Source organism: Hyphomicrobium sp., assembly GCF_041659645.1.
In the GTDB taxonomy this organism is placed as follows: Bacteria; Pseudomonadota; Alphaproteobacteria; order Rhizobiales; family Hyphomicrobiaceae; genus Hyphomicrobium_B.
Genome location: NZ_JBAZXX010000001.1, coordinates 602,027 through 625,266, shown reverse-complemented (window position 1 = coordinate 625,266; position 23,240 = coordinate 602,027). Strand labels below are relative to the sequence as shown.

Genomic DNA, 23,240 nt, shown 5'->3' with positions numbered 1-23,240 from the left:
CGACCAAATTACCGGCGGCTACAGGAACTTAACAGATTTACGACGGCTTTTCATCACTAGCCGGCATGCGGCAAATCATGGCGCTGGCGCCACGCGCAACGTTAACGCTTTCGCCGTCTGCGCCGTCGAGCAGCGGCAGGTGACGCCCCCCCGCCGTGCATTGTTTTCTCCCAGAAGAACGGCCTTGAGACGAGGTCGATAACGGCGCGGTAAGCCGCGAACGAGATCGCGAGCCAATACACGGGAAGAAAGATGACCGAGAACAATCGCGCGGCTAGTCCCATTTCCACCGATGTCGCGACGATCAGCAGCGCGGCCGATCCATAGCCCACGATCAAGTTGATGCCGAACAGCCAGAGCAGCGGATGACTGTCGGGCAGAATACGCTCCCCCAGCAGCGCATGATATCCGGCCAGAATATAGAACCACGGATGCGCCAGCATAGAGATCAACATCGCCGAGATCGTCACCTGAAAGCCAGCGAACCTCCAGGCTCCGAGATCCTGCCAAAGCCTGAACGGACGGCGCATATGCACGAGGTACGTCTGCATCCAGCCCTTGATCCAGCGCGTGCGCTGGCCAAGCCAAACGCCCCACCTGACCGGCGCTTCCTCCATCGTCTCCGAGTCGATGATCGAAACCTCATATCCGAGGCGCGCCAACCGAATGCCGAGATCGGCATCCTCGGTGACGTTGAAAGGGTCCCATCCTCCGCACTTCAGCAGCACGTCGCGACGGAAGTGGTTGGACGTCCCCCCTAGCGGGATAGGCAGTCGAAGATAATCGAGCGCCGGAAGCACCCCTCCAAAGAGCGCGGCGTACTCGAGCGTAAACTGCCGGCTTAGAAAAGAATCGTCCGGGTTCGACACGACAAGGCGCGCCTGCACGCAAGCGAGCCTCGGGCCGCCGAGAACGAACGCCAAAGCCGCCAAGCGCAACTGATCGGGATCGGGATGATCTTCCGCGTCGAAAACCGCGACGAGCGTTCCGCGGGCATCCTGCAAAGCGTAATTCAGCGCACGCGGCTTGGTCTTCGGCAATCCCGGCGGAACCGTCACGATCCGCATGTTGGCGTGAAGCCCGGTCCGCAAGAGCGCGCGGCGGGTCGCGGCATCGTCCGCTTCCGTTATGAAAAGAATTTCCAATCGGTCGTGAGGATAATCGAGCCGGCTCATCGCGTCGACGAGCGCCGACACGACGGACGCCTCGCGATAAAGGGGAGCAAGCACCGAAAACGTCGGCAGCCGGTTGTCGTAGCGCCGGTCGAGCCAACCCGGATCAGGTGGCTGCTGTGGCATGCCGACCGCGCGCCAGAGCGCCGCGATCCGTAGCGCTGAGATCATCAAAAATGGAACGGCAATGGTCAGCGACCAAAGCACGAAACCGAAATCATCGAGCAGGAACAATCCGGCGATGAGCACCGAAAGAACTAGGAGCAATGCCGCCTGCTGTCCCGGCAGAAGCGGCGACGCTGCGGAAAAGTCCGGGGCACGGCGGCGCAAATCGTTGACCGCGCGATCAAGTTGGCCAATATCGCGTTGAAAGGGCGGCTGTGGGGGAGCAAGTCCGGGCGGCACGGCATGAGGCGGCGCAACGCGAGGCGGCACGCGAACCGTTCGCGCAGTCGGAGTATTTGACCGAGCCCCCACCATCGCATGCACCCGACCGGCCCCCTCGACGACCGCCATCGTCCAGCCAGAACCGGATTATATGCTCAAAGTGCGTAAAATTAAAAGATACGGAATGGGTGCCGAACGACGGCTCAAGACCTGCGGAGCATTTGCCGAATCATGAAGATGCGTAAGGTCGTTGGCGATGTTCTCCTGGCGATCGTCGTCACCCTCACCATGGCGATCGGATCGACCGCCCCGGTGTGCGCGCAAGACCCGTCCGTATCGGATCCGGCGGCAGCCGCCGCCGCTCTGCCCCGCCGCGTCGTCATCCGATTCCTGACTGACAGCGATTTCCCGCCTTTCGACTTCTATGACGAAGACGGTGTCCTCGTCGGCTTCAACGTCGATCTCGCCCGCGCCATTTGCCTGGAACTGAACACATCTTGCGATATCAAGGTGCGTCCATGGGAAGAACTCATTCCCGCACTCCTAAAGGGCGACGCCGATGCCGTCATTGCCGGACACAAAGTCACGGCCATAGCACTCAAGCAGGTCGACTTCACGGATCGCTACTTCCACATGCCGGGCCGCTTTGCTGCCCAGAAGGACGCCGCTCAAGTCGAGATGACGCCGAGCGGTCTCGAAGGCAAGCGAATCGCGGCGGCTCGCGGAACGCCCCATGAGGCGTTTCTCAAGGCCTTCTTCCACGACAGTCCTCTCGTAATTTATGAAAATGCCGACTTGGCGCGCGAAGGACTGGCCTCGGGCAAGGCCGACTTTTTGTTCGATGACGGCATCTCGCTGGCCTTTTGGCTCAACGGGACATTATCGCGCCAATGCTGTGAAATGCGCGGCGGCCCATTCCTCGAACCGAAATTCTTCGGTGACGGCATGGCCATCGCCGTACAAAAGAACGACCCCGGAATTAGGCTCCTCTTGAACAAAGGCCTCGACCGCGTGCGCGCCTCGGGACGCTTCGAAGAACTTGTCCAACGCTACTTTCCCGTCAGAATTTACTGAGATGAATGACGATGGCCCAGAGTCGGCTCAGAGCCCCGTTGGAAAAAAACAAGCTTAATGTCGTGTCGGCGCCCAACGGCCCGGCATACGAGCTAATTTGACGAGCAATGATTTACACCCTGATCCGTGCAGTTCTGATTGCCGTGTTATCGGCGGCGCTAGTTGTGCCGCCGGGCGGATCGGCCGATGCGCGGTCTGGATATTACAAGTCGGGTTGGCGCAAATATCATAGGCGGTATTCGCCGCGCTATAGCACCCGCAAAAAATCAGCCCGCAATATCGTCGCAATGACGACACCGGCAACCGCGCCGGTTCTCCCTCCACTGCCCGTTCGGCCCCAGAAACTCCTGACACGCGACGAAATCCTGGCGAGCGACCCCGCGCGCCTGCAACGTCTCGGCAGCAGGATCATCGTCGGCTTCGATAGTTTTTCTCAAGTCAAGCCGCTGGTCGAAAAGAAAGCCATCACCGGCATCTTCATCACCGACCACAACGTTCAGGGACGAAAGGCCCAGGATGTCGCGAAGGATATCGAGGATCTGCAAACGATCCGCCGGGAACAAGGCCTGCCACGCCTCATCGTCTCGGCCGACCAGGAAGGCGGCTACGTCTCGCGCCTTTCGCCGCCGCTGAAATGGCAACCGACTCTCGGCATGCTCATCGCCAAGCTCAAGACGGACAGCGAGCGCGAACGCGCCGTCAGGCAATATGCCGATACCCAGGCACGCGAACTCGAACGCCTCGGCATCACAATGAACTTTGGTCCGGTCGTTGATCTGAGGCTCGGCACACCCGACCGCAATGACGGCGAAACCCGCATCTACTGGCGCGCCATCGACGACGATCCTTATCTGGTTGCGAAAGTGGCTGGCTGGTACTGCGATACGCTGACGAAATTCAACATCATCTGCACGCTCAAGCATTTCCCCGGACTCGGACGCGTCGCGCGCGATACGCATGTTACGTCCGCCGACGTCAACGCCAGCCAGAGCCAGCTCGAACTCAGCGACTGGTTGCCGTTCCGACGCGTAATGACGGAGCCGGGCATCGCAACGATGATCGGTCACGTCCGCCTCGACGCCGTTGATAAAACCACGCCCGCCTCGTTTTCCGACACCGTCATCAACACGGTCGTGCGGCCGCGCTTCGAGAACGACGGGCTTCTGATCACCGACGACTTCAGCATGGGCGCTGTCACCAAATCCCGCGACGGTCTGGGCGGCGCCGCGGTCAAGGCTTTAAACGCCGGCGTCGATCTCGTCCTGCTGTGCGCCGTGGACAAGAACTACGATATTATGATGTCGGCCTTGATCGAAGCCGATCGCAATGGCGAAATCTCCCTCGCCCGTGAAAGCGAAACACGCGAACGACTGAAGCGCTATGTCTTCGTCGATGATCGCGATTTGCCGCCGTCCGCGCCAGTCCAAGCTCAACAGTAACGCTGTGCGCCCGCCATCGAGCAATGAGACGTCCGCTTCCCGTCTCATGCGTTCCACGCGTGACAGCCGCCCGGCATAAAATCAGCGACCTTCCGCCCCGACACGATGCAACGCGTCGCACGAAGGAGTTCGCCAATGACCGAGATTGCATTTGGACTTTTCGTTCGCGCCACCGCGCTGATCACGATCATGGTCGTCTTAAGCGCTTGCGCCTGGCTCACTCTAAAAAAGCTGGGTCGTATGCGGCTCGACCAACCCTTTAGCACGACGGACCTGCGCACATGGCCGCTCAGGTTCGCGACTGTGGACGCTGCGATTTACGGCGCCACATTTGCTGCAATCCATACGGCTCTTGGCGACAACACAATTTCGGTCGCGGTCGCGGCGGCCGGATCGACGCTCATCGCTCTGCGCGCTGTTCCCGCATTCATTTCCAGTGCTCGAAAATAGCGCAGCACTGCCGAACTCCATTTCGAACGACCGCCACAAGAAAGGAGGTGTGATCACGTCATGACGCCAGTCGAAGAGCATGCCGGAACTTCCCCCCATCGCCTCCGGTGTGCTCTTCGGCACGCGCCCCTTGTTCGGGCGAGCCTACTGCCGCGGCGACGGGCTTTGCGCTCCGTTGTCGAACGACTCACCGACGCTTCTTGGATCGGCCGCAAGCGAATGACGCACGATTTGCCACGAGTCGCCCACCTGCTTGAATTCAGCCGTATACCGGCCGCCAAGCAGCATCCGCGTCCCCTTACGTTCCCCCGTGACGCGATAGACGACCGGGCCGCTGACGATCGCCTTGCCGCAATCGGCGGCGAGCGAGGACGGCCGGATCGATAGGCTCGGACGGTGCGCGAGAAAATCGTTGTAGTAGGCGAGGATTGTCTCCCGGCCCTTGTAGGTTTTGCCGTCCTTGGTCGCGACCAAGGTTGCATCGTTCGCATACAGTGCTGAAAGCTGCTCGGCGCTGCCGCTTGCGAAGGCGGCGCGCCATCTATTGAGCAATTGGACCATCTGAACGTCGGAAGGCTTTGCACACGGTCCGGACGTCTGTGCGCCGGCTTGTCCAGGGGCGCCCCACGCAACCGCAGTCAGAACAAGACAGAACATTCGAAGCAAAAGCCCGGCTTTCGGGTATCCCTTCACGACCGATCCTTTCCCCGCCAAATCCTTCCAACCCATTCTTAATGTTATGATTCCATCCTCATGTGAAAGCTGGTTGCCGCCGAGGCCGCGACGCCCAGATTTCGCCCGAACCGATGCTCGCCCGATCCCATTTGCGGCGAGGCCGCTACCTTGCGGAAATCCCATTCGGCCGATTGCCAATCTTCACTGTCTTTGATAGAAGGCGACTTAGAAAAAGCGCGGACACCGGCGGAAACGTTGGGAGTCGGTGTTTTTGCGCATTCAACAGACAGAATTTATTCAGAGGATACAACCGCTTGCAGGTTCTCGTTCGCGACAACAACGTTGACCAGGCTCTCAAGGCGCTTAAGAAAAAATTGCAGCGCGAGGGCGTTTTCCGCGAGATGAAGCTCCGCGGTCATTTTGAAAAGCCATCTGAGAAGAGAGCGCGTGAGAAAGCCGAAGCAATTCGTCGCGCTCGCAAACTCGCCCGCAAGAAGCTGCAGCGCGAAGGCCTTCTACCGAGCAAGCCCGTCGTTGCACGTGGCGCCGCTGGCGGTCGTGGCGGCCCTGGTGGCAACCGTGGTGGTTCGGGCGGTGGCTTCAACAGCGGCGGCGGTAGCAGCGGCGGCTTCAACAACGGTGGCAGCAGCGGCGGATTCAACAGCGGCGGTGGAAGTGGCGGCGGCTTCGGCGGCGGCGGTTTCCGCGGCGGCCAGGGTGGTGGCGGCTCTACGGGCGGCAGCGGCTTCTAAGCTGCTCCTCGCCGCAAAGCGATCAGAACGATTTAAGGCTCGCGATTTTCGCGGGCCTTTTTGTTTGTCCGCTTTTTTTGTTGTCCGTCGGCCGTCCGCCGAAGTCTGCACTAACCCGATTTTCTCGGCGGCGCGGCGCGGAGCCTATCGATCCAGGCGTTGACGTAATCGAACGACGGGCCGTCGTGAATAACATGGCCCCCGCCGGGAATGGTCTTGATCTCTTTCGGCTCGTTGGCCGCCGCAAACAATCGCCGCCCCATCTCGACAGGAACCACATCGTCGGCTTCCCCGTGCAGGACGAAGATCGGCACATGCAGGTCGCGGATGTATTTGATCGACTCGTAGCGATCCTTCAGCAGCAGACTGACCGGCAGCCACGGAAACTGATTGGATGCCAGTTCGAGAATAGACGTGTACGGGCTGTCGAGGATCACCCCCTCGACTTTCTTCTTCAGCGCCACCTGGATTGCGACGCCGGTGCCAAGCGATTCCCCATAGAGAATGATGTCTTCGGGACGAACCCCATCCTTCACCAGCGTCTCGTAAGCGAGCTTTGCGTCCGCGACATTGGCGGCTTCCGACGGCGCGCCGGTCGAACCGCTAAACCCGCGATAGGCCAGCATCAACATCCCTCGCCCGTGCTTCAGGTACTTGCGGATGGTTTCGCTTCGAAGCTCCAGCGATCCGCCGTTGCCATGGAGATAAAGCAGCGTCGGTTGCCCAGGACGGGCCTTGCCGTACCACGCAATAAGTTTCTCGCCATCCGGCGTCGGGATGATGACCTCGGAAACACCCGCGAGACCTGCCGCGGCAGGCGATGTTCGCATAGCCTCTGGAAAGTACATGAAGCGCCGTTGCGCGGCATACATCACACCCGCCGCGATCAGGTACAGAACGACCGCTCCGATCAATAGGACCTTGAAAACCAAAAACCCACCCGCGTTTGATCTAGCGCCGCTGGCGGACCAGATACCCAATCCTGTCACCTTCGCGTTCACGAATCCTTTCGAGCGCCGCCATGACGTCGAGACCGTGCAGCGGAATGCCCGTCTCTGCGACGGACTCCTGGTTGAGCTTCATCAATTCGCGATAGATCGGCTCGGCCGTTTTGTGCAGCATCGCGACGACCGCAACGGTCTTGCGCGGCATGTTGATCGGCACGCGCGGAAACACCGACGACAAGACTTCCTTGGCGCTATCCGATAAGTGCGCGGAAAACCGCCCCAGCCTGGACACGAGCCAGATCGCCGTCGTCTCTTCGAAGCGATAGTCGTACTTATCCATCCACTCGAACAGCTTATCCATCGTGAAGTCCTGCAGCCGGATGCCCGCCGTATCGCGGTAATCCTGCCATTCGGCGACGAGATCGAAGCCTGACTCCATGTCGATATCGGCAGGTGCGAACGTCAATTCCGTCGCGACGCCGACGCGGTCGAGAAAGTCCTTGTTCTTGCGCACGATGCGCGTCGGATAGGTCGGCAGCACGAACATGCCGAAGCTGCCTTGCTCGTAAGCGAGCCGGACGAGCTTTGAGCAGAACAGGTTCCGCGTATCGTCTGTCCGCATCGAGAAATCGTAGAGGATGCGCTTGCCGCCCTTGGCGCGCGATGCCGCGACGTAATCGAAAATGGACTTGGCGGCACGGGCCGCGAGATCTGGATCGCGATGACGATAGAGCACGGCGCGAACGATGTTGTGGTCGAGCGCTTTCGCTAACGGATTGATGCTCGCGCCGTCCTCGATCAGGCTCTCGACCATCCAGTGATCGCCCGCCGGATCGATGTAGACGATGCCGATGTGGCTAAACTGACTGTCGACGTCGCCGATCCGCGCGATCGCCGCGCTGTTGTGCGCCGTGCCGCGCACCAAAACGACATCGCCCGAGCGAAAGTGCTGCGCGGCGCCGCTCCGGTAGAACGCATAGTTCACAAGAGTGTTGTTGTCGGTGCCCGTAAATCCGCGAAGCAAATAGCCGCCTTCGTTCGTGCGTGGATGCCCGGTCGTGACCTCTCCGAGCATGTCGGACACGTAGCGCAGCACGCGGAAGACGTCGCGAAACCCTTGCGTCACCTCAGGCGTCATGAGGCCGAGCATCTCGTAGTGCGCCAAGTGCTCGCGCAGCCCGACCCGAAGATCGAATAGCCGGTACATCAGCTGCGGCGCGGCCCGCGCAATACCGACCACGTCATAGTCGGCAAACCGTGCCTTGGACGCCCGCTCGTAAATGAATTGGAGGTTGCGCGCCAAAAGCGCCGAGTTCGTCACCGGCGTCGCGGCGAGAATCTCAATGTGTTCGATATCGTTTTCGAACGACGCAGACGCAACGGGAGCCAACACGGAAAACCCTCAAACCCATCCTGCTCGCGACTATAGCAGACCGATCCGGCTCTGCCCCGAGCCGCAGCAATCGGCAACGAGCTGTTGCCGATCCGCCCCAATACCCCCCGAACTCGGCTAATCGGCGGCGAGAGCCTTAACAATCTCTTCCGTCATTTTCTTGGCATCGCCGAGAAGCATGACGGTGTTGTCGCGGTAGAAGACAGGGTTGTCGATACCGGCATAGCCCGACGCGAGCGAACGCTTATTAAAGAACACCGTTCCGGCTTTCCAGACCTGAAGCACCGGCATGCCGTAAATCGGTGAGGTCTTGTCCTCTTCCGCCGCCGGGTTGACGACGTCGTTGGCGCCGATGACGTAGACGGCATCCGCCTGCGCGAACTCGCTATTGATGTCTTCCAGTTCGAAAACTTCATCGTACGGCACGTTGGCTTCCGCGAGCAGCACGTTCATGTGCCCCGGCATGCGCCCCGCGACCGGATGAATGGCGTATTTGACCTCGACGCCCGCCTTCTTCAGCGCGTCGCCCATCTCGCGCAAAGCGTGCTGAGCCTGCGCGACGGCCATGCCGTAGCCCGGCACGATGATGACCTTCGACGCGTTTTTCAGAACGTAAGCCGCGTCTTCCGCCGAGCCGAGTTTGACCGGCTTCTGCTCCCCGCCGGCAGCGCCGCCCGCAGCGACCGTCTCGCCACCGAATCCGCCCGCGATGACGGACAGGAACTGGCGGTTCATCGCCTTGCACATGATGTACGACAGGATGGCGCCCGACGAGCCGACCAGCGCGCCGGTGATGATCAGAGCCACGTTGCCGAGCGTGAAGCCGATGCCGGCCGCTGCCCATCCCGAATACGAGTTCAACATCGAGACGACCACGGGCATATCCGCGCCGCCGATCGGAATGATGATCAGGACGCCGATCAGAAGTGCGAGCGCGACGACCAGCCAAAACAGCCACGCCGCCCCGCCCGACATGATGAGCGCGTAGATCATCAGGATCAGCAGGATGCCGAGGCCGGCATTAATCAGATGGCGCGACGGCAGCAGGATCGGCTTGCCCGACATCCGCCCCGACAGCTTCAAAAACGCAATAACCGAGCCGGTGAACGTGATGGCGCCGATCGCGACGCCGAGAGACATTTCCAGCAGGCTACCACCCTTGATTCCCGCAGCCGGGTTCGCCGGATCGAGCAGGATGCCGAAAGCCGACGGCGCATAAAGCGCGCTGGCCGCCACGAAGACGGCGGCAAGGCCGACCAGCGAGTGAAACGCCGCAACCAGTTCCGGCATCATCGTCATTGGAATTTCGCGCGCCGTCTTGGCGCCGATGAAACCGCCGATACCGATGCCGAGAACGATCAGAATCCACGACGTCGCCGTCGGCTCCGCGATCCCGAGCGTCGTCAGGATGGCGATAGCCATGCCGATCATGCCGTAGAGGTTGCCCTTCCGCGATGTCGCTGGGCTCGATAGCCCCCTGAGCGCCATGATGAAGAGAACGCCGGCGGCGAGATAAAGGAGTGCGGCGACGTTTGCGGACATTGGTTCGTTCCCGAGCCTGTTATCTGATGCCTGTGGCGGTTCTCATGCGGCGAGCTTCTTGAGGCGTAACGTCAGCCCTCTTTCTTCGGCGGCGCGTCTTTCTTCTTGTACATGGCGAGCATCCGGTTGGTGACGAGGAAGGCGCCGAAGATATTGACCGACGCCATCGTCAACGCGAGAAATCCGAATACCTTGGCGATGCTGCTGTCGGATTCCGTCAGCGAGACGCCGACCGCCAGAAGCGCCCCGACGACGATGACCGACGAAATGGCATTCGTGACGCTCATCAGCGGCGTATGCAAAGCGGGCGTCACCGACCAGACGACGTAATAGCCGACGAAGATGGCGATCACGAAAACCATGAATTCGTAGACCGCCGGACTGACGAGATGCCCGTCCGCCGCGAAAGCCGACGAGGCGCTGAAAACAGTGACCGCGAGCGCTGCGAGCAGAGATTGGATCAAGCGCATGACGAGGCTCCTTATGCCGTTTTCGTCGCGAGATTCGGATGTACGAGCTGGCCATCCTTGGCGACCAGCGTCCCCTTGATCAGCTCATCGTCCCAATTCACCGCGAGCACCTTTTCCTTCTTGTCGATCATCGTTTCGAGGAAGGCAAAGAGGTTGCGGGCATAGAGGCTCGAAGCGTTGACCGCGATCGTCGCCGCGAGATTGAGCGGCCCGAAAATCTTGACGCCGTTCGGCGTTTCGAACGTCGCACCGGGTTGGGTCATTTCCGTATTGCCGCCGCGCTCGGCAGCAAGATCGACGATGATCGACCCTGGCTTCATGCTCTCGATCATCGCGCGCGAAATCAGCTTCGGCGCCGGACGGCCTGGAATGAGCGCCGTCGTGATCACGAGATCCTGGTTCTTGATGTGGTTGGCGACCAGTTCCGCCTGCTTAGCCTGATATTCGGCGCTCATCGGCTTGGCGTAACCGGCAGCCGTCTGCGCCTGCTTGAATTCGTCGTCTTCGACGGCAACGAACTTCGCGCCGAGCGACTGAACCTGTTCTTTCGTCGCCGGACGAACGTCGGTCGCGGTTACCTGCGCCCCGAGCCGCCGAGCCGTCGCGATAGCCTGAAGGCCCGCAACGCCAACGCCCATGATGAAAGCCTTGGTCGCAGGAACCGTACCAGCCGGAGTCATCATCAGCGGTAGCGCCTGCCCGAACATCGAAGCGCCGTCGATAACGGCTTTGTAGCCCGCGAGGTTCGCCTGGCTCGATAGCACGTCCATCGACTGGGCGCGCGTCGTGCGCGGCATGAATTCCATCGAGAACAGCGTCGCTCCGGAACCGGCTAGCGCATCGAGACCATCGCGATCGCTGTACGGATCAATCATTCCGGCGACGATGGCGCCCGGCTTCAACGCCTTAACGTCTTCAACCGACGGACGGCGAACCTTGAGAAGAATATCGGCGCCCGCAAGGGCTTCCGCTCTGCTGACGATCTCCGCGCCCGCTGCTCGATAAGCCTCGTCCGAAAAGCGCGAGCGCAACCCTGCGCCCTGCTCGATGCGAACGAGCGCACCGAGGCCCGTGAACTTCTTGACCGTGTCGGGCGAAACCGCAACGCGCGGTTCGTCGGCCGGTTCACTGGTGACAGCTATCGTTGTAACCATGTCTCGGTCCAATTGATGGCGCCGGCCGAAGGCATATCGGACGGTGCGCTGCGCGGAATGGCCGGAAAAGAAAAGATAAAGGGGCAGTCCATCACCGGCCTGCCCCAACCTGAGATGGCCTCACGGCTTGAGAGCGCCGGGCATCAGACCAGAAAGATCTTCATGCCGATCAGGATGACGGCGACGAAGATGACCCCATACTTCAGGAAGCGCACAAACTCACGGTAGGTCTCGAGGTGCGCTGCGTAGTCCATAGCCGGACTGCCTTTTGAGGTATCGATATCCAAGGTTTCGCTCCCAGTCGTCTGTTCTGCAAATCGGTTCCCAGGTTGGTATCCCAAGACGTGGCGAGCTTCAAGGTGTCGCAGCCTCGGCTTTTGGAAGTTCGCATGACTTGAGTCAGAGGCTTGCGGGCACCGGTTGCGATCGGCCGATCGTAGGTTGTAGCAACGAGGGCGACACGTGCAGGACTAAACCGCGACTTGCGTTCCGACTTCGACGACCCGATCGGTCGGAATCTGGAAGTAGGTCGTCGCATCCTCGGCGCTTCCGGCCAACGCAATGAACAGACGCTCCTGCCAGCGCGGCATCTCCGACTTCGCCGTCATTCGGAGCGAACGCCGCGACAGGAAAAACGACGTCGAGCCGATGTCAATATTACAGTCCTTGCGACGCGCATGTTCGATGATCTTCGGAACGCTCGGCGTTTCCATGAAACCGTAACGCGCGATGATGCGGATGAAATGGTCCGAGACGCGCTCGATCGTCAGCCGCTCGTGGCGAGCGACGCGGGGCGTCTCCTCGGTCCGGATCGAAAGCAGGATATTGCGCTCGTGCATGACGCGGTTGTGCTTCAAGTTGTGCATCATCGACGTCGGCGCCGCGTAGGGATCTCCGGTCAGGAACACCGCGGTACCGGAAACGCGGTGCGGCGGCTTCGCTTCGAGCTTTCGCACCAGCCAGTCGAGATCGGCCTCGTTGCGTTTCGTGACCTTCGCAAGGACGCGCGTGCCCCGGACCCAGGTAAACATGATGATCGCGAGTAGGCACGCGATGGCGAGCGGCACCCAGCCACCTTCAAGCAGCTTTAGAATGTTGGCCGAGAAGAACGCCTGTTCGAACAGAAGCAGCGGAATAACGATCATCGCGACGCGCCACAGCGGCCACTTCCAGCACTTCCAGATGACGAAAAACGCCATCAGCGTATCGATGACCATCGCGGCCGTGACGGACACGCCGTAAGCCGCCGCGAGATTGGACGACGTCCGGAAAGCGAAGATCGCGAGAAGAACCGCGATGAAGAGAATCCAGTTGACCCTCGGCATGTAGATCTGCCCGGCCATGCTTTCCGACGTATGCCGGATTTCGAACCGCGGCACCAACCCGAGCTGGATGGCCTGCCGGGTCAACGAAAATGCGCCGGTAATAACCGCCTGGCTCGCGATCACCGTCGCAAACGTCGACAGGATGAGCATCGGGATCAGCATGAAATCCGGATAAAGGCGATAGAACGGGTTCTCGACCGCATTCGCGTCGTTCATGACGAGCGCGCCCTGACCGAAATAATTCAGCACCAGCGCCGGCATCACCAAATAAATCCATGCCGCCGTGATCGGGCGGCGCCCGAAATGGCCGAGGTCTGCGTACAACGCTTCCGCGCCCGTGCACGCGAGAAAGACGAGGCCCATCACCGTCAGGCCCAGAAAGCCGTGATGGTAGACGAACGAAATACCCTCCAACGGATTGAGAGCCTTGAGGACGTGCAGATTATCGGCGATATGCACGAGGCCGCCAATGGCGAGCACCGCGAACCACACGACCATCACCGGACCAAAAAAACGCGCGACCCGATCGGTGCCGCGCGATTGCATCCAGAACAGAATTGCGAGAACGACGACGGCGACCGGAATGACCGCACGTTCAAACTGCGGCGCGATGAGTGTTAGACCTTCCACCGCCGACAGCACCGAAATAGCCGGTGTAATCACGGCATCGCCGTAGAAGAACGAAGCGCCGGCAACGCCGAGAGCTCCCAAAAGCGGCGCGCTTCGCCGGGCAACCGTTTGGCCCAGCGCCATCAGCGCGAACATGCCGCCTTCGCCCTTGTTGTCGGCTCGGAGCAGAAGAAGAACGTATTTCACCGTGACGACGAATGTCATGCTCCAGAAGATGAGCGACAATACGCCGACCGCCGCTTCCGCAGTGGTCAATCCGCGATGCGATGCGGCGGTAATGGCTTCCTTGAAGGCGTAAAGCGGACTGGTTCCGATGTCGCCGAAGACGACGCCGACGGAGCCGAGCGCCAACCCCCAGAAGTTCTGTTTATGATGCCCCTCTCCAGCGCCGTAATCGGCGGCGGCCAGAGCAGAGGCAGGCGCTTGCGCCATTCAGGCACCTCGACCTATCGAATGAGACTGCAACGCAGCAAAGAGGCGGGCTTCTACTCTCACGTCTGGCCGATGGAAAGCGACAAATTCGCCATCCCCCCGAGTTACAGCCCCCCAAATCCTACAATGCACCTCCAAAGGATTCGTTGCACTGCAGAAAACGACCGCTTTCTGAACCGGGCTCAAGCCCCGGCCTCAGACCCCAATCCCCAGCCTCAATCCATGGTCTCCAGTTCGTCGATCATGCCCTCAATGACTTTGAGGCCCTTGTTCCAAAACTCGGGATCGCGCGCATCCAGCCCGAACGGCGCAAGAAGCTCGGAATGGTGTTTTGAGCCCCCGGCCTTCAAGAGATCGAAGTATTTCCCCACAAATCCAGGGTGCGCCTCGGCGTAAAGCCCGTAAAGCGAATTCACCAGACAGTCGCCAAACGCATAAGCGTAGACATAGAAAGGCGAGTGGATGAAGTGGGGAACATAGGTCCAGAACACCTCATAACCGGGCTTCAGGTCGATGGCCGGTCCCAGGCTCTCCGCCTGAACGTCCATCCAGAAGCCGTTGATCTGCTCCGCCGTCAGTTCACCTTGACGTCGCGCCTCGTGAACCTTTCGTTCGAAGGTATAGAACGCGATCTGCCGCACGACGGTATTGATCATGTCCTCAACCTTGGCGGCGAGCATGGCCTTTTTCTCGCGCGGATCCTTGGTCTCGCCAATGATCGCCCGGAACGTCAGCATCTCACCGAACACGGAAGCGGTTTCTGCGAGCGTCAGCGGCGTCGGCGCCAGAAGCGGACCTTGATCCCGCGCCAGCCACTGGTGCACGCCATGCCCGAGTTCATGCGCGAGCGTCATCACGTCGCGAGGCTTGCCGAGGTAATTCATCATCACGTACGGATGCACTGACGGCACCGTCGAAGCCGAGAATGCGCCCGGCGCCTTGCCGGGTCTCACTGGCGCATCGATCCAGTTCTTGTCGAAGAACTGTTTGGCGATCGCAGCCATCTCCGGCGCGAAACCGTTGTACGCGCGAAGCACGATCTGCTCCGCTTCCGACCATGTGATCGTCCGTTCCGGTTTATCGGGAAGCGGTGCGTTACGGTCCCACGACGCAAGTTTCTCCTTGCCGAGCCACTTCGCCTTCATCGCGTAGTAGCGATGCGACAACAGCGGATAAGCCGCCCGCACGCTCGATACGAGCGCATCGACGACCGGACCTTCAACCCGGTTCGCCAAGTTGCGGCTATCGGAAACGTCTTTGAAGTTGTGCCAGCGGTCGGAAATTTCCTTATCCTTGGCAAGCGTGTTTGTAATCCGCGAGAAGAGCGGCAGGTTGGCCTTGAAAACCTTACTCAAGGCTTCCGACGCCGCCTCACGCTTCTTCCCGTCAGTATCGGACAGGAAATTCAGCGTCAGTTCGAGCGACAGTTGTTCGCCCTCGCCTTTGACGTCGAACCGCAGCGCCGACATCGTCTCGTCGAAGAGCCGGTTCCAGGCCCCGCGGCCCGTCTGGGATTTCTCGGTGAAAAGCGTCTCGATCTTCTCGTCGAGCTGATGCGGCTTTTCCTTGCGGAGATCGTCGAACCACGGCTTGTAGCGCTTCAGACTTTCATGCGTCAGCGCCGCTTGGATGACGTCGTCTTCGATCTGATTGAGTTCAAGCTCGAAGAAGATGAGATCGGTGTAGAGCTTAGTCAGCGCTTCCGAAACGTCGGCATTGAACTTGGCTCGCGCGGGATCCGTTTGATTGAGAACATAGTAGAGACCAGAGAACGACCCGAGCTTGCCCGCGAGATCGGCAAGTTTCTCATAATCCTTGACCGCATTGACGAGCTTGCCGCCATCCTTGGCGAGTTCTCCGAGCCGGCCCTGATACGCCGCCTTGATGCGCGTCGCTTCAGCCGCCGCGGCCTTGAGGTCCCGCTGAATTTCGGGCGCCTCGGGGCCCGAATAGAGATCGCTCAGATCCCACTGTGGCATGTTGCCCAGAGTGTCTCGTTCCTCTGCAAGCTTGGCCGCGGATTGCGGAGCGAGATTGACGTCGGACAAAGGCCACCTGCGCATGAGCACCTCGAAAGTTGGATATTCCGGCCGGTGGCTTAGCACAGGCCGCGGAAAGATAAAATTTGCCGATTTGACGGACCGCGGAGACAGCCAGCATGCCCGCCCGGTCAACTTCGCTGTCCTCAGCGCAAGTCGCCCGCAAATCCGCCGAGCGGGACCTCCCAGAAGAGCGCCCGCCCCGCAAAAATGGCAAGCAGCACCAGCGGAATCAAGGCCACGACGTTGACACGGCGCTGGAGAAAGGCGCCTGCCCGCTTCGAGCCCGTCCCGCCTCGACTTTGGAGAAGCCAAATCGCGGTGCTTGCACGCGGACCGGTCGCACGCTGAACACCTCTACCGAAAAAAACTTTCGCGGGAGTTCAGCCTCTTATGGGTGGTCGCAGAAATTTGCATCAACGTGAAACTATCCGTTTACCGTTGTCGGGCAATCTAATGCTCGTTGCGTAAGTTCCGGGTCACCAAGTGTGTGAAGCTGGGGCAATCGGCTTCCGTTGCTCAGCATCGACCCCCGTGTCCGAGTTTAGAGTAAAAGTTGCGTGCAAATGTCAAAGCGTATTCTCATCGTCGATGACGATCCTGCCCAGCGCCGAATTCTCGAAGAAACAATCAAGCGTTTTGGTTTTGAAACCAAATCTTGCGGTTCGGGAGAGCAGGCCATCCAGGTCCTTGAAGGCCAGGAACGGTCCCTGATCGGCTTGGTTCTCCTCGATCTCATCATGCCCGGAATGGACGGCATGGCCGTTCTCGAACGCATTGGCCGCGTCGCCGGGATGCCGCCGATCATCGTGCAAACCGCCAACGGATCGATTGAAACCGCCATCAACGCGATGCGTCGCGGCGCCGTCGACTTCGTCATCAAGCCGGCTTCCCCGGAGCGGCTCGAAGTTTCGATCAAGAGCGCGCTGAAAATCGAGGCGCTGACGGACGAAATCACGCGTATCAAAAAGACCGCCGACGGCACCTTGACCTTCAACGATCTCGTTCTTCGCGGCGAAGCCATGAAGCGCGTGATCACGCTCGGCAAGCGCGCCGCCGCATCGAATATTCCTGTTCTGATCGAAGGCGAAAGCGGCGTCGGCAAAGAACTCATTGCTCGCGCCGTTCAAGGCGAGAGCGATCGCGTCGGCCGCCCCTTCATCACCGTCAACTGCGGTGCGATCCCAGAAAATCTGATCGAAAGCATTCTGTTCGGCCATGAAAAGGGGTCGTTCACGGGCGCTGTCGATAAACGTACCGGTAAATTCCAGGAAGCCGACGGCGGCACGCTCTTCCTCGATGAGGTCGGCGAGTTGCCGCTCGAAGCCCAGGTGAAGCTGCTCCGGGCTCTGCAGGAAGGTGAGATCGATCCGATCGGCTCCAAGCGGCCGGTGAAAGTCAATTTCCGCCTCATCTCGGCAACCAACCGCGACATGATCCAGCAGGTCAAGGACGGTAAGTTCCGCGAAGACCTCTACTATCGCCTCAACGTCTTCCCGATCTTTGTGCCTCCGCTGCGCGAGCGCGTCGAAGACATCCCCGAGCTTGCGCGTCATTTCATTGCCCGTTTCGCGGCCGAAGAAGGCAAGCGCGTCACCACGATCTCCGATCGCGCGATGCGCCTTCTCCAGTCCTATTCCTGGCCCGGCAACGTCCGCCAACTTGAGAATGCAGTTTTCCGCGCGGTCGTCCTCGCCGACAGCCCCGAACTGATGGTCGCGGAATTTCCCCAGATCGCCGCCCACGTCGACGGCTTCGAAACCGAGATTCCGGCAGCGCCATCGGTCGTCGAAAAGCCGAAGGCCTACACCGGACCCGCCCTACTCGGCGCCGAGAATACGGTTCCCCATACGGTCGAAATGCGGACTTCGGCTTCGGGGAGCTCGCTCGGCATTCAGGCGGTGGCGGAGGACGGCGAGATTCGCTCGCTCGAAGCCATCGAAGCCGACATGATCCGCTTGGCGCTCGGCCGCTATCGCGGACACATGACGGAAGTCGCCAAGCGCCTTAACATCGGCCGCTCGACGCTCTACCGCAAAATGCAGGAATACGGCCTCGAGCCACGCACCAACTGATCTCTTTCAAATCTTCGGGACTGCACGCAAAGCGCGAGAGCGCGGCGACGTGCACGCGGATCCGTGCCCTCGGACCGGTGCGACCTGACCGCACATGACGACGAAATTGCATTCGGGTTGGTGTCCCAGATCACCGGCCCGAATGAGAGAGCGAGCCCCTTCGCCCTCGACCGCAAAAGCCCCGGCTGCATCCGGGGCTTTTGCATTTTTGCGATACCCGTCGCCAAATCTGTCAAAGAGCAATCAATTTGAAACTTTCCGATTTCTATGATGTTGGAAGGGAGCAAATCGGATCGGGGCGCGACGCGCGCCGGGTTTTCGGCTTTCAGCGCGTTTAAGGGCACGAAGCAGCAACAGTTTCGCCACAGCGCTGTGCAATACAGCCATGTCCCGCGATCCGGTTGGTCAGACGAAATGCTGGCGCATATGTATCGCCGGGGAAGTTGAAAGGTGGATTTCGGTATGCGCGTCGCGAAAGTTCTGGCGGTCGGCCTGTTGCTGACGGCCGGCCCGGTTTCAGCAGCATTTGCGCTCGATCCGGCTAACGACCAGCCCAATGGAACCGGCAACGCTTCCGAACCCGCACCCGCAACCAACGGCGCTGCGGAAACCGCTATGGAGCATCAGCCATCGCCGGAGACCGCCGCACCTGCCGCTGCGACTGTGGCGGCTCCTTCACCGGCGCAAGCTCCTGCTCCGCAAGCCAATACGCCGGAAGCGCCGCAACCCAGCAGCACTCCCGATGCCGCCGCAGCAGCACCCGCGACGGAAACAGCCGCGCCCGCAACAACAGCAACGACGGCACCGGAGCCGCCGAAACTCATCGCCGACGATCGGCTCGTCTATCTGCCGGTCGCCGACTACATTCAGAACAACGCCAAGAAGGCATTGGCCGGCACCGATGCCGACGACCGCCAGGTCCTGGTCAAATTCTATACCTCGCGTATGGGCTCGACACTCTGGGTGGACAAGCAGGGCTATACCGCGGAGGCCAAGAACCTGATTGCGGCGCTCCAGGATGCCGACAGCTGGGGCCTGCGTTCGGCCGATTTCAAAATCCCGGACCTGAAGCCAACCGCCACTGGCGACTACAATCCCGATGACCTCACCGCCGTCGAAGCGCGTCTCTCGCTCGAAGCGATGGAGTACGCGCGCGACGCTCACGGCGACCGCATCAGCGATCCTTCGTCCCAGCTCGGCACCTACATCGACCGTAAGCCCGAGCTGCTCGATCGCAAGACCGTCATCGATGACTTGGCCGCGGCGGCAGACAAAGGCGCTTACCTGACGTCGCTCAATCCCAAGCAGGAGCAATTCCGCCGCCTGCGCGAAAAGCTCGCCGCTTTGCGCTCTTCAAAAAAGGAAGCGGAAGCGCTCAAAATTCCTGACGGTCCGCTCTTGAAGCCCGGCCAGAGCAACGCTCAGATTGCGATCCTCCGCAAGCGCCTCAAAGTCACCGCGCCCGCGCTCAAGGACGACGGCACGGCGGTCGACGACACCTATTACGACAAGGCTCTGGCGGAAGCGGTCAAGGCATACAAGGCGAGCAAAGGCATTCGCCCCGAGAACACCACCGTCAGCTCCTCACTTCGCAACTCGTTGAACTCCGGCAACGACGTCACCGAAGCACGCCTCATCGCCAACATGGAAGAGTGGCGCTGGATGCCGGCCGACCTCGGCAATTACTACATCATGGTCAACATCCCGGAATTCAAATTCCGCGTCGTGTCGGATGGCCAGGTTATTCACGAGGAACGCATCGTTTCCGGACGTCCCGATGCGCAATCGCCGATCTTTTCCGAGGCGATGAAGACTGTTGTCATCCAGCCGCGCTGGAATGTTCCCGACTCGATCAAGATCAAAGAGCTGTTGCCCGGCCTCCGCGCCGGCGGCGATCCGCTGCGCCGTCAGGGGCTTGTCGCGGAATACAACGGCCGCAAGATCGATCCGTACAATGTCGATTGGTCGCGCACCGACATTCGCAACTTCAACGTTTATCAGCCTCCGGGCGGCGGCAACGCTCTCGGCGTCGTGAAGTTCTTGTTCCCCAACAAGCATTCCGTCTATCTGCACGACACGCCGAGCAAGAGCCTTTTCAACGAGCCCGTTCGCGCCTTCAGCCACGGCTGCATGCGCGTCCGCAATCCAGTAACTCTCGCCGAGATCATCCTCGGCAAGGACAAGGGTTGGGACAAGGAGAAGGTCGACGATCTCATCAAAAACGGGCCGGAAGAGAACGAGGTTGCCCTCGATCATCCGATCCCCGTCCACGTCACCTACTTCACGGCGTGGGTCGACGACAACGGTGAGGTCCAGACCTTCAACGACGTTTACGGCCACGAAAAGCGCATCACGCTCGCGTTGGCCGGCCGCTGGAACCAGATCGTCAAGGCCGACGAGAAAAAGGTATCGCCTGAAGACATCCCCAACGACGGCTGGCGCAACGATGGTTTCGCCTCGCTGTTCGGCGATGACGATGACGAGTACGATTCTCGCGGCCGCCGCAAAAAGCACAGCGGCGGTGGTCTCGGCAATTTCTTCAAGCAGGTCTTCGGCGGCAACTGATCGCCCCGACGCCGATCGATCGCCAAGCCGGCCGGGCAATCTCGGCCGGCTTTTGCGTATCCGTGAGCCTACCGGCCTTTTTATCGCCCATTCCGAAGCCTTAAATATCCGCACGGGATAGTTACCGGCTCTTAACGGTTCGGGGTTAACCGTTAATGGCCGAGCATTTTGGCCCCAGTCGGGCTCGGGGATATTTTAGTAGGGACGGGGGAATTCGTGGCCGCTCGCCGCTCAGGGCTGGTATTCGGCGTGTTCGCGCTGATGTTGTCCGTGTGTATGCACGCCGACAATATGACGGCGGCTGGACAATCCGACGAGCGCACGATCTCGTTCTACCACATCCACACCCAAGAGCGTCTCACTGTCGTCTACAAAAGGAATGGTCAGTACATTCCCGAGGCGATGGAAAAGATCAATTACATCATGCGCGATTGGCGCAAAAACCAAATCAAGGTCATCGCGCCCGCAACAATCGATCTCGCCTGGGAAATGCACGAAGAACTCGGTTCGAAAGAGCCGATCAACATCATCTGCGGCTATCGCTCGGCCTCGACCAACGAAATGCTGCGCCAGACTCGCGGCGGCCAAGCCAAGGCCAGCCAGCATATCACTGGCAAGGCGATCGACATCACCTTCCCCGACATTCCGCTTAAGAAGATGCGCTATTCCGCGCTGATCCGCGAACGCGGCGGCGTCGGCTATTATCCGACGTCAGGCGTCCCGTTCATTCACGTCGACACCGCCAACGTCCGGATGTGGCCGCGCATGCCGCGCCAGGAACTGGCACTGCTATTCCCCAACGGCCGCTCGAAGTACGTTCCCGCCGACGGACGTCCGATCACACCGGCCGATGTTACGGTCGCGCGGAGCAGATTCGGCGAACTTGCGACGCAGGTTGCCGAGTTCTTCCATGATCGCCAGAAGCCCGGCACCTCCCGGACGATGGTCGCTTCGCTCGAACTCAGTCCGCCGAAAAAGAGCCTCAACGTCGTGGCGTCGCTCGGCCTTGGCGGCCGCGCAAAACCAGCCGACGGCTCATTGCGCCGGAACGTCAATCTGACGACCGAACCCGATCCCGCGCTTCAGCCGCCGGTACGCCCGTTCGCCCCCGCGACCACGGTTGCTTCGCTTGATGCGAACGACGAACAGCCGAGCCTGCTCGCCACACCGAAACCCGTCGATCGCTCGTCGCGCTTCACGCTGCCGTCGAAAGCCGATCGCGGCAAGCTCGACGCTCTCATTGCTTCAGCGGCGTCCATGCCGATGCCGGCGCTCGTCCAAGGGCCTATGCCCGCTGTCCGTCCGCAGAAGGCTCTGGCGGCTGCCGCCATGAATGAGAACAGCAAACCTGCAGATGCGCCGATTGCCCAGGTCGCAAGTCTTGACCCTTCCGCCGGGACCGTCAGCGACATGCATCCGGCAAGCCTCAGCGATTGGGCCCAGGCCCCTGCCTATGATGATGACCATCCGGACGAAATGGACTACCGGCCTTTCCCGCTGGCGCCATTCCTGACCGACAAGCCGATGGCCCGCGACCAGCCGCTCGCACCGATGCAAGCCCCGGATGTCGCTGCCACGCTCGAAGCTTTGGACGATATCGGCGCCATCGCGCCGATGAAGCTCAGGCCCGGACGGCAATTGGCGGAATCGATGTGGTGCGACCAGTTCCAAGGCAAAGCCGTACACGCGGAAGCGCTGAAGGAACTCGAAGATAACCGCATACCGACCGGCATAAAGAGCCGCCAGGTCCAGACCAGCGCCCGCTAAAACGCCGCGTCCTAATCCTGCAAAGCCGCAATACCGCGTTTGAGCGAGACCTGCCCGGCTTCGTTGACGAGCTTTCCCAGCGCTAGAAAATCGGCGCGCCGCGGGCTCGACCGCCGCCACGCAAGCCCGATGGACCGCGACGGCTCCGGATCGACGAAGCGCATCATCTTGATCTCGCGATTGCGGCTTTCGACGCCGAGGCAGATTTCTGGAAGCAGCGTGATCCCGAAGCCCGCCGACACCATCTCCACGATCGTCGACAAACTCGACGCGCCGAACGTATTAACGTCGTCGACTTGCTGCAGGCTGCAATACGTCAACGCCTGATCGCGAAGGCAATGGCCTTCCTCAAGCAGCAGCAGACGATCGTGCTCGACCATTTCCTTCGTCGCGCGGACGCGCCCGGAAAGCTTCCGCGACTTCGGGAGCGCCAGCAAGAACCGGTCTTCGAAGACTGTAAGCGTCTCGACGTCGGGGTTTCGGATCGGCAACGCCAGGAGCAAGACGTCCAGCTTTCCCTCAGCGAGTTCATCGGTCAAAATGTGCGTTTGCGTCTCGCGCACATGCAGCACGAGATCCGGATGGTTTTCCTTGAGCAGAGGCAAAAGCGGCGGCAGCAAATACGGCGCGACCGACGGAATGACGCCGAGCCGAAGCGTGCCCGAAAGAACGCCGCCCGCGTGCTGGGCATAATCGATGAGATTGCGCACGTCGTTGAGAAGCCTTTGCGCGCGAAGGGCAATCTCCTCGCCTTTCGGCGTCAGCTTGACGCCGCTGCGCGTGCGCTCGACCAACGCGATGCCCAGCGACGCTTCAAGATCCTGAATCTGCATAGACAGCGCGGGCTGCGTCACGGCGCACGAGTCGGCGGCGCGGCCGAAATGCTGCTCGCGCGCCAGAGCATCGAAATACCGGAGTTGCTTGAGTGTGACGTGGGCCATCAGAAGGACTA

General features: G+C 60.5%; 17 protein-coding genes and 1 pseudogene. 7 read left to right on the top strand and 11 right to left on the bottom strand.

All coding sequences use genetic code 11. The features are described 5' to 3' along the window. Positions 1-101: 101 nt before the first annotated feature. Positions 102-1,607 (bottom strand): glycosyltransferase, encoded by a 1,506-nt coding sequence (locus WC811_RS02825; protein WP_372640752.1) that lies wholly within the window; start codon positions 1,605-1,607, stop codon positions 102-104. A 183-nt stretch (positions 1,608-1,790) separates the two neighbouring features. On the opposite strand from WC811_RS02825, the gene WC811_RS02820 reads away from it, so the two are divergent. From WC811_RS02820 to WC811_RS02810, 3 genes are all read left to right on the top strand, one after another. Then, complete coding sequence (locus WC811_RS02820; RefSeq protein WP_372640750.1) at positions 1,791-2,633, top strand: transporter substrate-binding domain-containing protein; 843 nt, start codon at positions 1,791-1,793, stop codon at positions 2,631-2,633. A gap of 107 nt (positions 2,634-2,740) precedes the next feature. After that, positions 2,741-4,072 (top strand): glycoside hydrolase family 3 N-terminal domain-containing protein, encoded by a 1,332-nt coding sequence (locus WC811_RS02815; RefSeq protein WP_372640748.1) that lies wholly within the window; start codon positions 2,741-2,743, stop codon positions 4,070-4,072. Between the two features lie 135 nt (positions 4,073-4,207). Then, positions 4,208-4,522, top strand: a complete 315-nt coding sequence (locus tag WC811_RS02810) for a chloride channel protein (protein ID WP_372640746.1) — start codon at positions 4,208-4,210, stop codon at positions 4,520-4,522. A 144-nt stretch (positions 4,523-4,666) separates the two neighbouring features. Here WC811_RS02810 and WC811_RS02805 read toward each other — a convergent pair whose 3' ends face one another. Further along, entirely contained in the window at positions 4,667-5,215 is a 549-nt protein-coding gene (locus tag WC811_RS02805) for a DUF4440 domain-containing protein (protein WP_372640744.1), read from the bottom strand. A gap of 296 nt (positions 5,216-5,511) precedes the next feature. Between WC811_RS02805 and rpsU the strand changes: the two are divergent. Continuing rightward, positions 5,512-5,796: pseudogene (gene rpsU / locus WC811_RS02800) on the top strand (30S ribosomal protein S21); the annotation flags it as partial. A gap of 263 nt (positions 5,797-6,059) precedes the next feature. Here rpsU and WC811_RS02795 read toward each other — a convergent pair. From WC811_RS02795 to WC811_RS02760, 8 genes are all read right to left on the bottom strand, one after another. Next, positions 6,060-6,881, bottom strand: a complete 822-nt coding sequence (locus tag WC811_RS02795) for an alpha/beta hydrolase (RefSeq protein ID WP_372640742.1) — start codon at positions 6,879-6,881, stop codon at positions 6,060-6,062. A 19-nt stretch (positions 6,882-6,900) separates the two neighbouring features. Then, on the bottom strand, positions 6,901-8,289 hold the full coding sequence (locus tag WC811_RS02790; RefSeq protein WP_372640740.1) for a YiiX/YebB-like N1pC/P60 family cysteine hydrolase: 1,389 nt from the start codon (positions 8,287-8,289) through the stop codon (positions 6,901-6,903). 117 nt (positions 8,290-8,406) lie between these two features. Further along, a complete protein-coding gene (locus WC811_RS02785) occupies positions 8,407-9,831 on the bottom strand; it encodes an NAD(P)(+) transhydrogenase (Re/Si-specific) subunit beta (RefSeq protein WP_372640738.1) in 1,425 nt (474 codons plus the stop codon). 71 nt (positions 9,832-9,902) lie between these two features. Further along, positions 9,903-10,301 (bottom strand): proton-translocating transhydrogenase family protein, encoded by a 399-nt coding sequence (locus tag WC811_RS02780; RefSeq protein WP_372640736.1) that lies wholly within the window; start codon positions 10,299-10,301, stop codon positions 9,903-9,905. A gap of 11 nt (positions 10,302-10,312) precedes the next feature. Continuing rightward, on the bottom strand, positions 10,313-11,455 hold the full coding sequence (locus WC811_RS02775; protein ID WP_372640734.1) for a Re/Si-specific NAD(P)(+) transhydrogenase subunit alpha: 1,143 nt from the start codon (positions 11,453-11,455) through the stop codon (positions 10,313-10,315). 143 nt (positions 11,456-11,598) lie between these two features. Further along, positions 11,599-11,742, bottom strand: coding sequence for an aa3-type cytochrome c oxidase subunit IV (locus tag WC811_RS02770; RefSeq protein ID WP_372640732.1), 144 nt, complete (start codon positions 11,740-11,742; stop codon positions 11,599-11,601). A 183-nt stretch (positions 11,743-11,925) separates the two neighbouring features. Further along, complete coding sequence (locus tag WC811_RS02765; protein WP_372640730.1) at positions 11,926-13,842, bottom strand: potassium transporter Kup; 1,917 nt, start codon at positions 13,840-13,842, stop codon at positions 11,926-11,928. Positions 13,843-14,057: 215 nt separating this feature from the next. Next, complete coding sequence (locus WC811_RS02760) at positions 14,058-15,905, bottom strand: M3 family oligoendopeptidase (protein ID WP_372640728.1); 1,848 nt, start codon at positions 15,903-15,905, stop codon at positions 14,058-14,060. Positions 15,906-16,447: 542 nt separating this feature from the next. Between WC811_RS02760 and WC811_RS02755 the strand changes: the two genes are divergently transcribed. The 3 genes from WC811_RS02755 to WC811_RS02745 all read left to right on the top strand — a co-directional run bounded on the left by WC811_RS02755 (position 16,448) and on the right by WC811_RS02745 (position 22,288). After that, the gene (locus tag WC811_RS02755) at positions 16,448-17,956 is read left to right on the top strand and encodes a sigma-54-dependent transcriptional regulator (protein ID WP_372640726.1); all 1,509 of its coding nucleotides are present in this window, start codon (positions 16,448-16,450) and stop codon (positions 17,954-17,956) included. Between the two features lie 450 nt (positions 17,957-18,406). Further along, the gene (locus WC811_RS02750; protein ID WP_372640724.1) at positions 18,407-20,521 is read left to right on the top strand and encodes a murein L,D-transpeptidase; all 2,115 of its coding nucleotides are present in this window, start codon (positions 18,407-18,409) and stop codon (positions 20,519-20,521) included. A 216-nt stretch (positions 20,522-20,737) separates the two neighbouring features. Further along, positions 20,738-22,288, top strand: a complete 1,551-nt coding sequence (locus WC811_RS02745; RefSeq protein ID WP_372640722.1) for a DUF882 domain-containing protein — start codon at positions 20,738-20,740, stop codon at positions 22,286-22,288. Between the two features lie 11 nt (positions 22,289-22,299). On the opposite strand, the gene WC811_RS02740 is transcribed toward WC811_RS02745, so the two are convergent. Then, positions 22,300-23,229, bottom strand: coding sequence for a LysR substrate-binding domain-containing protein (locus WC811_RS02740; protein WP_372640720.1), 930 nt, complete (start codon positions 23,227-23,229; stop codon positions 22,300-22,302). Positions 23,230-23,240 lie beyond the last annotated feature (11 nt).

What these genes read in the sequence shown, in the direction of transcription:
- WC811_RS02755 (WP_372640726.1), top strand. Translation starts at nt 16,448, where the DNA reads ATGTCAAAGCGTATTCTCATCGTCGATGACGATCCTGCCCAGCGCCGA.
- WC811_RS02810 (WP_372640746.1), top strand. Translation starts at nt 4,208, where the DNA reads ATGACCGAGATTGCATTTGGACTTTTCGTTCGCGCCACCGCGCTGATC.
- WC811_RS02785 (WP_372640738.1), bottom strand. Translation starts at nt 9,831, where the DNA reads ATGTCCGCAAACGTCGCCGCACTCCTTTATCTCGCCGCCGGCGTTCTC.
- WC811_RS02740 (WP_372640720.1), bottom strand. Translation starts at nt 23,229, where the DNA reads ATGGCCCACGTCACACTCAAGCAACTCCGGTATTTCGATGCTCTGGCG.
- WC811_RS02780 (WP_372640736.1), bottom strand. Translation starts at nt 10,301, where the DNA reads ATGCGCTTGATCCAATCTCTGCTCGCAGCGCTCGCGGTCACTGTTTTC.
- WC811_RS02775 (WP_372640734.1), bottom strand. Translation starts at nt 11,455, where the DNA reads ATGGTTACAACGATAGCTGTCACCAGTGAACCGGCCGACGAACCGCGC.
- WC811_RS02765 (WP_372640730.1), bottom strand. Translation starts at nt 13,842, where the DNA reads ATGGCGCAAGCGCCTGCCTCTGCTCTGGCCGCCGCCGATTACGGCGCT.
- WC811_RS02815 (WP_372640748.1), top strand. Translation starts at nt 2,741, where the DNA reads ATGATTTACACCCTGATCCGTGCAGTTCTGATTGCCGTGTTATCGGCG.
- WC811_RS02760 (WP_372640728.1), bottom strand. Translation starts at nt 15,905, where the DNA reads ATGCGCAGGTGGCCTTTGTCCGACGTCAATCTCGCTCCGCAATCCGCG.
- WC811_RS02820 (WP_372640750.1), top strand. Translation starts at nt 1,791, where the DNA reads ATGAAGATGCGTAAGGTCGTTGGCGATGTTCTCCTGGCGATCGTCGTC.